This is a genomic window from Sutcliffiella halmapala (genome assembly GCF_050107295.1).
In the GTDB taxonomy this organism is placed as follows: domain Bacteria; phylum Bacillota; class Bacilli; order Bacillales; family Bacillaceae_I; genus Sutcliffiella_A; species Sutcliffiella_A halmapala_A.
Genome location: NZ_JBNIKR010000010.1, coordinates 20,563 through 32,132, shown reverse-complemented (window position 1 = coordinate 32,132; position 11,570 = coordinate 20,563). Strand labels below are relative to the sequence as shown.

Sequence of the window (11,570 nt, the reverse complement as noted above, 5' to 3'; positions counted from 1 at the left end):
CGAGGAGTCTTCGCCTATTGCTCCAGTCAACAGCTAGATTCATAAAATCAACATTATTCCTTTATTACCCTACAAAAAAGAGGCGATAGGCTTCCCTATTCCTCTTCTTCCAAGTATTTTTCCAGGTAGGCGATGCGGTCGACCATCGGGGGATGGGTGTATCTAAGGAATTTTACCAGTGCCGGCGGATGTACTTCACTGAGGCTGGACCTGGTTATCTCCTGAAAAGCGCCGATTGCAGGCGCAGCATCACCTGTCAACTCGATGGCATAGACATCCGCCGTATGCTCCTGATGCCGCGACACCGCATTGGTGATGGGGCTTGCAAGAAACAGAACAAGGGATAACAGGAGCAGCAGTAAAGGCAAAGAGGCCAGCTGTCCCAAACGCGTAATTTTGATTGCCTCCCCCCACTTGCGGATTACTCTGACTGCACACCAATGAATCAGATAAAAAGCAAAAAAAGAGAATACAATATAGCCCGTGATCCCTACCACCACATGGTTCATGACGAAGTGACCCATTTCATGTGCCATGATGAACAGGATCTCCTCCTCTTTAAGGCGGTTCAATAATGTATCCCATAAAACAATGCGTGAATTTCCTCCGACACCTGTTACATAGGCATTGATGCTGTTTGTCTTTTCCGACATATTCACTTCATATACCCGGTCCGCTGCAATATCTGATTCTGCAGCAAGCCCCAGGATTTTCTCTTCCAATTCCTTGTCCTGAAGCTCGGTAAATTCGTTGTACAATGGATCGATGACCACCGGCTGTATGTACATAAGAAAGAAGACAAACGGAATGAACAATGCCCAGGTTGCCACCCACCACTTTTTCTCGAAACGGTGAATCAGATAATAGAGGACCGCCACCACAAGCCACATGAGGAAAATCCCTTCCCAAAAGCCGACCACCTGGTCCCGCATCCAGCCTGCAAAAGGTTGAACCGTGATATTATAGCTTTTCGAAAGACTGTACCGGATATAACTTAGTGGAAAGCTTGCGAGCGTGACGAAAAGCGTCAGCCAGAACACATAGATGCCGCCTTGGAGCCAAAAGTATCGTGTCACCTTTTCCGACCAGGCCTGAATTGCCCGGGCGCCGCCGAGCAAAATCAAAAGGAAATAGAGCACCCAATCAAACGGCAAGGATAGAAAATACATCATATTACGTATTTTGGAGTATTCCTCTACGAGCAGCATTTCCTTCCCCGAGAGAAAGGTCCTTGGGTCCGCCTTCGTCCCCACTAGATTTGCCGGGAGGGAAGTATCCGCCCCAAACCAGAGATAATAGGCCATCAAAAGTGCATAAAGAATGTATCCGACTATCGTTCCAATAAGAATTCTTTTCAAGAACGCACCTCCCCACTTCCATACTATTCTATCGCCTAACTTGCCAATTTATAAGTCTGTACAAAAAAACACACATTGCCTTATGTGTGTTTCTTCAAGAAAAGCCTCGCTCGCTTCTTGTTCGCATATGTAAATAGCAGAACCGTAAGGAAGAACAGAACAAGCTGCAGTCCAATTTGATTCTTTGGCAGGAATTCACCCGTCAGATTGAGGAATGTCCACAACACATGAAAAAGAAGGGAAAAACCTAAAGCAAGCATAAGGGTTACCACTTTGATTTTCTGGTATATTCCACTGGCCTTGAAATATTTTAATGACAAGGCAACCAATAAACCGCATCCGACGAATAGAAGGGTTACTTGCCAATTCAGATGTGATAGCTCCTGTTCATTGTCAGCCAGGAAGAAATTATTATACCAGAAAAGATGAATCACCAGTTGAAGTAGAAAAAAATAGAAGTGAATCAAAATATCCCCGACAATCAGCAATGAATGTACAACTGTATTATTATTCTTTCCCGGCATGTTCAACCCACCACCCATGAATATATGCTCAGCGCAGCAATCGAACTGATGACAACCAAAATCACATTCGCCCCTAGATAGGCAACAACCAAGGCCACCGCACCGCCGATCACCCCGTACATGATATCCTCATTGATGAGAAAAATCCCTGGAACGATCAGTGCCCCAAGTGTTGCATACGGAACATTTTTCAATACCGCCTGTACAAAAGGAGGAAGCTCTTTCCCCTGGAACATGACAAAGGGGATAAGGCGTGGTAGATAGGTGACCACCGCCATGCCCACAATCATGATGACAATCGTATTATTCATGGTCCTTCTCCCCCTCTTCTACACCACTTCGAAAAATAATTTCCACTCCAACGGCACTGACCAGTGTGGCCAGCACGATGGACCAGCCTGGTGCAATGCCGAGTACCAGGCTGAATACCGTATTCAACATCGCCGCAATCCCCGCCAGGACAACCACTTTGCGATGCTTTTTAAAGGATGGGACAAGCAAGCCGACAAACATGGCATAAAGGGCCACTGCCATGCTTTCCTGCAGGGAATCCGGCAGGCTGCTTCCGATGGCATGGCCGATCCCGGAACTTACAACCCAGCTGGAATAGGAGATGAAAATCACTCCAAACATATAGCCCGTCCTGATGGTCCCTTCCTTTGTCGCTGTGACAGAAAAGGTTTCATCCGTAATGCCAAATGAATAGAGCGACTTCTTCCAAAGCTTATCCTCCTCGACCTTCTCATTAAGTGAAGCACTCATCAGAAAATGGCGGATGTTCAGGATAAAGGTGGTCATGACAATCTCAAACACTCCTGACCCCAGGACGATCATATTCAAACTCATATACTGTGCCGCTCCTGCAAAAACAAGGAGACTCATCATCACTGTTTCCGTTACTGTCAGCCCTGCCGATTTCGCCAGCAGACCGAATGTAATCGCAATCGGAACATATCCGATCGCGATACTGATACCTGCCTGCAGACCGTTCCGGAAGGATGAACTGTTTCTGGTTGCAATAGTCGTTCCCACGCCGCATTTCCCCTATACCTGTCAATTTTGTTATCTATTAATATACTAATTGTCAGGAAGGATTGTAAAGACTATTTCGAAAAACGTAATAGATCAATAAAAGAGTGCCCTCAAAATGAGAGCACTCTTCTCTTATTTCCCTTTAAATTCCGGCGCTCTTTTTTCCCCGAACGCCACCAATGCTTCCACCCTGTCTTCGGTCGGAATGATCACTTCATAGGCTTTGCGCTCGATCTGCAAGCCTGTCTGCATATCAACACCCATCCCTTGCCTGATGGCAAACTTGGCCTGTTGAAGCGCAACCGGTCCATTTTTCAACATTTCATGGGCAAGCTCCATGGCTCCGCCGTGTACTTGAGAGCTTTCGTCTACGAGTCTAGTGATCAGGCCGAAGCCGTTCGCTTCTTCTCCTGTAAAACGTCTTGCAGTCAGGATCAGCTCCATTGCCTTCGCTTCCCCTATGATTCTCGGAAGACGCTGCGTTCCACCTGCACCCGGGATGATGGCCAGGCTCGTTTCCGTCAGTCCCATTTTTACATCGCGGGCAGTGACACGGAAATCACATGCCAAAAGAAGCTCCATCCCGCCTCCGAATGCATAGCCGTTGATTGCGGCAATCGTCGGCTGCGGCAGGTCGGCGATGCGGTTGAAAACATCCCCGATCTTATACACATTGCGTCGTACCTGCTGCTCTGTCAGGCCTCTTCTTTCCTTTAGATCCGCACCGACACTGAACGCCTTTTCGCCGGCTGCGGTCACAACGACAACCCGTACCTCCGCGTTCGTACGCAGCTCTTCTGCCACAAGGCCAAGCTCCACCAGCATATCGTAATTAAACGCGTTCATCGCATCAGGGCGATTAAGCGTGACAGTCGCAATATAGTCCTTGACTTCCACTTGTATAAAATTCATGTATGTTCCCTCCCCGAGATTGTTAGCGGTTACAAAATTCGCTATTTTTATAGATTCTCTAAGGAGTCCAAATATCCTCTTATACTCCCAGCTTTTCTTTCAGTGCTCTTCTGAGAATCTTTCCAGTCGTATTCTTTGGCAGCTCCTCTAAAAACTCAATGGAGGATGGAACCTTATACTTCGCCAACCGTTCTGCACAATAAGCGAGCAGCTCCACTTCCGCCACCGGTTGATTTGTCACGACAAAACACTTTACCGCTTCACCGAGCTGGGGGTCAGGCACCCCAACAACTGCCACCTCCACTACATTCTCATGGCTGTATAGCACTTCCTCGACTTCACGCGGGTACACATTGTAGCCGCCGACGATGATCATGTCTTTTTTGCGGTCGACGATGTAGAAATAGCCTTCGTCATCCATTGTGGCAAGATCGCCGGTGTAGAGCCAGTTGTCACGGATGGCATGTGCTGTTTCTTCCGGCATCTTGTAATAGCCCTTCATGACGTTCGGTCCGCGGACCACAAGCTCTCCCACTTCACCAGGAGCAACCTCTTCCCCCAGTTCGTTTACGACTTTGTTCTCCACGTTCACAATCGTCGTACCGATGGAACCTGGTTTTCTTGGCTTATCCAATGGATTGAAGCACGTAACTGGTGACGCTTCGGACAGACCGTAGCCTTCCGAGATGATGACCTGGTATTTCTTTTCAAAGTTCTGCAAGAGGGCGACCGGCATGGAAGCACCGCCACTGATGCAAAGTCTTAGTGATTTCAGATCCTCCACTTCTCCCTGGGATTGCAAGAGGAAATTGTACATCGTCGGCACTCCGGCAAACACGGTTGCTTCGTATTTTTTCACGATTTCAAAAATGGCTTGCGGGCTGAACCTCGGCACAATGATCACGGTTGCTCCATTCATCAAAGGGGCATTCAAGGCCACCGTCAAACAGAATACATGGAACATCGGCAAGGTTGCCACGAATTTGTCTCTATCGTTCACCTTCAGGAAGTCCGCCGCATCCTTGGCATTGCGATACAGATTCTTATGTGTCAGCATCGCACCCTTTGGCTTTCCGGTCGTCCCGGATGTATAAAGGATGACAGCCACATCATCATCCTGGAGTTCAGGACCTTCATACGTGAAGCTTCCACTCGCCATAATGCTTGTAAACGATTTCATTTTAGGAAAAAGAGAAAGCTGTTCAACCGGGAAGCTCTTCGCTTTTTCCTTTCCATCGGGTGTTTCACAAATAATGTAGGTTTCTGTGTCTGGTAAATAGTTATGAAGCTTTTCAAAAAGTGGGACAAGAAGGTCTAAGGTGATGACAGCCTTAACATCGCCGTCTCTTAATATGTAACTGAGTTCATCGGGTGTGTAGATGGGATTGATTGGAACGACCGTTGCACCAAGACGTGCAGCGCCGTATAAGCCGACAACAAAATACGGAGAGTTCCCTACCACCAGTGCGATGTGGTCCCCTCGCCCGATGCCCATTGCTTCCAGTCCTGAAGCGAAGGCATTGATTGCAGCATTCAGTTCCGCATATGTTTTGGAATCCCCTTCAAAAACATACGCCTCTTTCATCGGGTTCGTTTTAGCTGTTAGTGCTAGTTGTGACGAAATATTCACGTGTTTCATCTCCCCTATAGTTTATTAAAGGCTTTCATCGGATTGATTGTCGTTTATCGAATAGGTGTTACCCCACGTTTTTATCGTATCATCGTGCTCTTTTCCCTAATGATGACACGAAGTATGTTAGCAACAAATGCGATAAAGCAGGTGAAAAATCCAAGTGCCGATTTTTCACTAGCGTAATAACAACAATTTTTCAGAAAAGAGCCTCATTGAATGAATGACCATTCATTCATCTCCCACTAACAATTATAGTAGATTGCTAGAGTTCTGTCATTATATTATGTCTATAAAATTAAAATATTCAGATAAGATATTTTACTATAGAAAAGAACGTGAAGCCAACAGCCCCACGTTCCCAATTTTAGTATATTAGATCAAGCAATTCTTCACGCGTTATATTACCAAAATAATGTTTCACATCCACTGTTTCAATCGCCTGCGCAATTTCAGCCTTCTCATATTTGACGCCTATGAGTAGCTCTTCGATTTCACTGACATCCCCGACACCGAAGAAATCTCCGTAGATTTTGCAGTTTTCGATTTTCCCTTTTGTCACATCAAGACGGATATCAATCTGTCCGACAGGGAATCGGTGCGAATGCTGTAGGTTGAACTTTGGTGATTTTCCATAGTTCCAGTCCCAGTTCTGATAGCGTTCCTTCGATAGCTCATGGATGTTCTTCCAATCCTCTTTCGTCAGTTCGTACTCCGGAATGTCCTTCGTCTTGAAAATCGCCTCCAACAGAAGCTGACGGAACTGCTCGATGGTGATGTCCTCTTTCAGGAATTCCTTGATATTCGCCACACGGCTCCGGATTGATTTGATACCCTTTGATTCGATCTTATCCTTTTTCACATTCAAGGCGGAAACAACATGTTCGATTTCTGAATCAAACAGAAGCGTTCCGTGGCTGAACATTCGCCCTTTTGTGGAGAACTGCGCATTTCCTGAGATTTTGCGCCCTTCTGCCAGAAGATCATTGCGTCCGCTCATTTCCGCATTAACACCAAGGCTCTTGAGTGCTTCGACTACCGGCGCTGTAAACTTTTTGAAATTGTGAAAGCTCTCCCCGTCATCCTTGGTAATGAAACTGAAATTCAGGTTCCCATGGTCATGATAAACCGCTCCCCCGCCGGAAAGACGACGCACGACATGGATGCCATTATCCTCGACATATTTCGTATTGATCTCTTCCACACTGTTCTGGTTCTTCCCGATGATGATGGAAGGCTCATTGATGTAGAACAAAAGATAGGTATCCTCGATATCAAGATTTTTCAGTGCATACTCCTCGATTGCCAAGTTGATCCTTGGATCGGTAATTCCCTTATTATCAATAAAAAGCATCATTTATTTTCCACTCTCCCATGTATAACCTTTATGTGCCAGTGTGATTTCACTCTTATAGATGGATGAAGCCTCTTCCACCAGCTGCTCTATGTTTCCAAAATGCGGCAGATGCGTAAGCAAAAGCTTCGGCACTCCAGAATCCCTTGCCACCTTTGCAGCATCATGGCTGTTCATATGCCCTGCTGCCTGACCATTCTGATGGGCATACAGATTGCACTCGCAGATCAAGAGGTCCGCATCCCTAGTAAAAGGGATGAACGATTCCTGATAGCTCGTATCTGCAGTATAGACAAAAGAGCCTTCATTCGTCGTGACCTTCATCGCATAGCATGGAACAGGATGCGTGGTCTTCAAGAACTCTATGGAAAAAGGCCCAATCTGAAGAATCTGCGCGGGATCGTACGCCACACCCTTTGTATACTCTTTATAGTCCAATGAGGCAAATCCCTGCATGTCCTCCTGATGACCATAGATCGGCAGCTGTGTCACCGATTTGCCCATATAGAAGGAAATAAGTCTTGCAAACTGCAGCGGCCCGATGTCTGCCACATGATCATGATGATAATGCGACAGGATGACAGCATCCAGCTCTGTAACTTCTATGTAATTCTGGAGCTGTGCTAATACACCGCTTCCGCAATCAATCAGTAAACGAAAACCATCTTGCTCGACCAAATACCCGCTTGTTGCGCTATTTGCAGCCGGATATCCGCCCCAATACCCTACAACCGTAAGCTTCAACGCCACATCACCCTTTACCTGTTACTTTTCAAAATAAGAATACCATACCCACACCCATTTTCCTATTTTACAGTTTGTATTAAAACAGTTGTTGACAGGACAAGTTCTGTTATAATACAATAACATCAAATAACAAAACGGAGGGTGATAACATGTTGATTAAAAGTACCGAATTTTTCAAAACCTTACCACCTAAAAAATGCGTAGAATGCAAAAAAACAATGGATGAGCAGCACGAGTGCTATGGCAACCATTGCAACGAATGCATGTCCAGCCAATTAAAATAGAAAACTACCCACAGGGTGTCCTATTCGGATACCCTGTTTTTTATCTCTTATTGATCGGTTTTATAGGCTTTAATTGATAAAAGATTTTCTAAATCAACTATGTCGAACTTCCTTTCCTGTAATTCCTCAATCATTTTAGAGAGAGCCTTGGTAGTTTCATTCTTTTCGGAATCGGAATGCATCAGAATGATATCTCCATTTCGAACATTTTCCAAAACGTTATTCACAATATTCTCTGATTCCTTTTGGGACCAATCAAGAGTGTCAATAGACCAGAGTACAATAGAATATCCTTCTTCTTTCGCAATAGCTGCAACAAGCCCATTCGTTTCTCCATATGGTGTTCGGAGGATTGCCGGCTCCCTGCCTATTACTTCATTCAAGGCATTCCCTGCCATTACCAGTTCTAGCCTCAAATTTTCTTCTGGCAATGTTGTGAGATCAACATGATGGTAGCTATGGCTTAATACAAGATGACCCTCTGAATAAGTCCTCTTCACAATATCCGGAAATCGCTCGACTTCACTCCCTAAATAGAAGAAACTTCCTTTCACATTATATTGTTTTAAAACATCCAAAATGGCAGGCGTTACGGATTCGTCCGGCCCGTCATCAAACGTGAGGGCGACCTTTTTCTTGTTTGGTCCATTTATGTAGATATGTTCATAATCTCTGGAAAAAGAAACAATATCCTTCCGCCATTTTTGCATGTCTTTCCATGCTTTAGCAGATAGTTGATTTGATGTCCCTTTAATATCAAGGTGATAGTCTCTGTCCTCTTCCATCTCAGACGCTATTGCCCTTCCCCCATTAAACACTGACAAATGATCAACTCCTTCAGCCTGAGAAGGTATTACCATTTTCAACTCAAGCTGCTTTTCCAGTCTATAAACATAAATCCGTTCGTTTTCAAGCTCCCGTATTTCTGAAGGCTCCCCCAATTTCTTTTCCATCATTTCCAAAGTGATTTCATTAAGATTCCTTGCATAGGACCGGATATCAAAAATATCCCCGTCATCGCTATATCCGATGGTAACCTGTTTCTTCGGGAAGCTGGCATATTTTCCGTAGCCCGCCTGATCTACCTGCTCAGGTTTCCCCCATTCCCTTTCCACTTGGTCGATAGTCGTTTGCCATACGTCAAAGGAGCTTTCCTTGATCATTCCTTGTTGTGCCTTGGCTAAGATTTCATCAAGTAGTATGGATGGATCAATCTCATTGATTGTTGAAGGATCTTTTTCGATTGAAGGACTTTCTGCTTCATCTGGTGGAATTACCATTTCCCCTTTTTCACATGCCGACTGGGAGAAAATAATTAAACAAAGGACGAAAAATAATGAATTGGCTATTTTACGTTTCATCCGATACTGGACCTCCCTTCATTTCTTGGACTAATTTCTTCTAAAAACATTATAGTCTCTATGGACTCACTAATCATTATATTGTTGATTTCTTGTGAGATTTAAAGGCCAGTTCAGCATTTTCCAACATGATATCCAATAATACATAGTGGTAAAATAAGGAGGCAACTTAAATTGAGTAAAGGAGTTTACATATTTTGATAAATGAACAACAAAAGACGTTAAAGCCTTTTATATCACTTATTCTTTCAACTAATATACTTTGATGCCGAGCCAGGCACTATGGTGGCCTTCGCTGGTCCAAGAAAGATCTTGGCGGTTTTTCTTTCGATAGTGGAATCTATTACAAAGCCCCCCTTCTATATTATTATTTTCTTTACACCACCAATAAAATAATTTATTGAATCATTCTATATCTAATCATTTTGCCGGTACAAAGAATTGCTATTTTCATAGAATACATAAGTATATAAAAAGGAGGTGTACAAATGACTCAACCCATACTTCCACAGTTAAGCCCCCCTCAGTTTACCTATTACAATGAACTGAAATACTCTGTTGGAAACGATCCTGCGGTCACAGTGACGAATATCATTGAGTTGCCATTGGATGCAGGGTATCTCGTTCCGATTCTTGTCCGAAACCGCAAGAAAGCTCAGGCACTGGCTACTATTCTAATTGCCCAAAAGGAATTAGGAAATATTAATGTGTATATCGTAGTAATTAATGATGGACAGGTTGTGGATCCGATTGAAGGAACTTTGACAGCAAAGGAAATCCAAGAGCTTTTTGAAACCGCTTTGGAAACGAACCGCTATTTCAAATTTGCCGTAGTTGAACCGTTCACTCCTGGTACATTATCTGTATTTCCCGTATTTTCAAAGAGCGTCATCCAGTTCTATAATGATGATCTGTCTGACCTCTATAAAAACTTCAATGAAGTGGCAGCCGATGTATTCAGAGACATTTTAAGAGAGGATATTAATGGCACTACCATTAACCCCTCAACCGCTGAAAAAAATTGAGTCAAAAAAAAGCGCACCATCCCCACAGTGCGCTTTTTCCTATTCTATACGTAAACCCCTTGTTTGACCGTTGATTCCCGAACGATGAGTTCGAGATCGTATTCATATATTTCCTTGTGGCGGAAGCGTTTGGAGCGGACTTTTTCCATCATGACCTGGAAGGCTTTTCTTGCCATGTCCTCGATCGGCTGATTGACCGTTGTGATGGACGGTTCGACGAGCTCGGTGATTGCCTGGTTGTCGAATCCTACAACTGCGAGATCCTCCGGAATTCTTACGCCATGTCGCTTTGCTTCTGTAATGATGCCGGCAGCCACTTCATCCCCGCCAGTGAAAACGGCAGTCGGCTTTTCCTTTAGTGTGAGCATATCGCGAAGAATTCTACGGCCGTCCTCGATGGTGAAGGCGTCCCCAAAGGTGAACTCTTCTTGAAATGGCACATTAAATTCCGCCAGCGCTTTTCGGAAGCCAGCTTCACGGCTTTGCGCCACATTGCTTTTGTACCCCCCGGTACAGTAGGCGACCTTGCGGTGACCAAGCTCGAGCAGATGCTTGGTGGAAATGTATCCCCCATATGTCTGATCAAGACGAACGGATGGCACTTGCGCATCCTCTTCAAATTCGTTGCATAAAACGATTGGTCCAAATTCTAAAAATGGCTCTATTACATTCCAGTCGTTTTGAATCGAGGAGAGTATGATTCCGTCTACCTGCCTTGTTTTCAGAAGGTTTAAGTAGTCCAATTCTTTTTTCTTGGAATATTTCGTCTGACAGATGATCAGCTGATAGCCGTTCTCCGCCGCTGCCATTTCCATTCTTTCAATCAGTTCGCTGAAAAATGGATTCATGACCCGCGGAATCAAGAGGGCAACCATCTCCGTCTTTTGACTGCGTAAGCTTCTGGCCGAGGAGTTCGGGACATACCCAAGCTCACTCATCGCATTCATGACAAGCACTCGCTTCTTCTCCGATACATACGGGTGGTTATTGATGACACGGGAAACAGTCGTTCTCGATAACCCTGCTAGTCTTGCTACATCTTCTATTGTTGCCACGAGTCTCCCCACCTAACTAGAATTAATATGTTAGAAGAATAATTGAAATCGTTTTCATAACTACTAGTATAAAAGGAAATGTAAGTGTTTTCAATAGGTTTTTTGCATTTTAGGAGGAAAATCGATTCTGGAGAGATGGAAAATAATTCTTTTACTGGTATAGGAATGATGAAATTGGTACGTTGGCTTCGAGTTCGTGCGGAACAAGGCAGAGTTGATGCCGAAGTGGGCTGAGTTCGTGCCAAACTGCGCAAAGTTCATGCGGAATTGGGGCGAGTTCGTGCCGAA

General features: G+C 44.7%; 12 protein-coding genes. 2 read left to right on the top strand and 10 right to left on the bottom strand.

What is annotated here, in order from left to right:
* Nucleotides 1-95: 95 nt before the first annotated feature.
* The 8 genes from ACQCT5_RS16355 to ACQCT5_RS16320 all read right to left on the bottom strand — a co-directional run bounded on the left by ACQCT5_RS16355 (nt 96) and on the right by ACQCT5_RS16320 (nt 7,554).
* Nucleotides 96-1,358 (bottom strand): M48 family metallopeptidase, encoded by a 1,263-nt coding sequence (locus ACQCT5_RS16355; RefSeq protein ID WP_499643186.1) that lies wholly within the window; start codon nt 1,356-1,358, stop codon nt 96-98.
* Nucleotides 1,359-1,438: 80 nt separating this feature from the next.
* Complete coding sequence (locus ACQCT5_RS16350) at nt 1,439-1,882, bottom strand: hypothetical protein (protein ID WP_499643184.1); 444 nt, start codon at nt 1,880-1,882, stop codon at nt 1,439-1,441.
* A 2-nt stretch (nt 1,883-1,884) separates the two neighbouring features.
* A complete protein-coding gene (locus tag ACQCT5_RS16345; protein ID WP_499643182.1) occupies nt 1,885-2,193 on the bottom strand; it encodes an AzlD domain-containing protein in 309 nt (102 codons plus the stop codon).
* Nucleotides 2,186-2,914, bottom strand: coding sequence for an AzlC family ABC transporter permease (locus tag ACQCT5_RS16340; protein WP_499643180.1), 729 nt, complete (start codon nt 2,912-2,914; stop codon nt 2,186-2,188). The genes ACQCT5_RS16345 and ACQCT5_RS16340 overlap by 8 nt, the downstream gene beginning before the upstream one ends.
* Before the next feature lie 132 nt (nt 2,915-3,046).
* Nucleotides 3,047-3,826, bottom strand: coding sequence for an enoyl-CoA hydratase-related protein (locus ACQCT5_RS16335; RefSeq protein WP_499643178.1), 780 nt, complete (start codon nt 3,824-3,826; stop codon nt 3,047-3,049).
* Between the two features lie 79 nt (nt 3,827-3,905).
* Entirely contained in the window at nt 3,906-5,456 is a 1,551-nt protein-coding gene (locus tag ACQCT5_RS16330) for a fatty acid--CoA ligase family protein (RefSeq protein ID WP_499643176.1), read from the bottom strand.
* A 367-nt stretch (nt 5,457-5,823) separates the two neighbouring features.
* Nucleotides 5,824-6,810 (bottom strand): lipoate--protein ligase, encoded by a 987-nt coding sequence (gene lplA, locus ACQCT5_RS16325; protein ID WP_499643449.1) that lies wholly within the window; start codon nt 6,808-6,810, stop codon nt 5,824-5,826.
* A 3-nt stretch (nt 6,811-6,813) separates the two neighbouring features.
* Entirely contained in the window at nt 6,814-7,554 is a 741-nt protein-coding gene (locus ACQCT5_RS16320; RefSeq protein WP_499643174.1) for an MBL fold metallo-hydrolase, read from the bottom strand.
* A gap of 152 nt (nt 7,555-7,706) precedes the next feature.
* Between ACQCT5_RS16320 and yhfH the strand changes: the two genes are divergently transcribed.
* Nucleotides 7,707-7,841, top strand: coding sequence for a protein YhfH (gene yhfH, locus ACQCT5_RS16315; RefSeq protein ID WP_499643172.1), 135 nt, complete (start codon nt 7,707-7,709; stop codon nt 7,839-7,841).
* A gap of 47 nt (nt 7,842-7,888) precedes the next feature.
* Here the strand turns inward: yhfH and ACQCT5_RS16310 are convergent, their stop codons facing one another.
* On the bottom strand, nt 7,889-9,202 hold the full coding sequence (locus tag ACQCT5_RS16310; protein ID WP_499643170.1) for a polysaccharide deacetylase family protein: 1,314 nt from the start codon (nt 9,200-9,202) through the stop codon (nt 7,889-7,891).
* A gap of 488 nt (nt 9,203-9,690) precedes the next feature.
* Here ACQCT5_RS16310 and ACQCT5_RS16305 point away from each other — a divergent pair, with 488 nt between their 5' ends.
* Nucleotides 9,691-10,227, top strand: coding sequence for a hypothetical protein (locus ACQCT5_RS16305; RefSeq protein ID WP_499643168.1), 537 nt, complete (start codon nt 9,691-9,693; stop codon nt 10,225-10,227).
* A 44-nt stretch (nt 10,228-10,271) separates the two neighbouring features.
* Here ACQCT5_RS16305 and ACQCT5_RS16300 read toward each other — a convergent pair whose 3' ends face one another.
* Entirely contained in the window at nt 10,272-11,282 is a 1,011-nt protein-coding gene (locus ACQCT5_RS16300) for a LacI family DNA-binding transcriptional regulator (RefSeq protein WP_499643166.1), read from the bottom strand.
* Between the last annotated feature and the right edge of the window lie 288 nt (nt 11,283-11,570).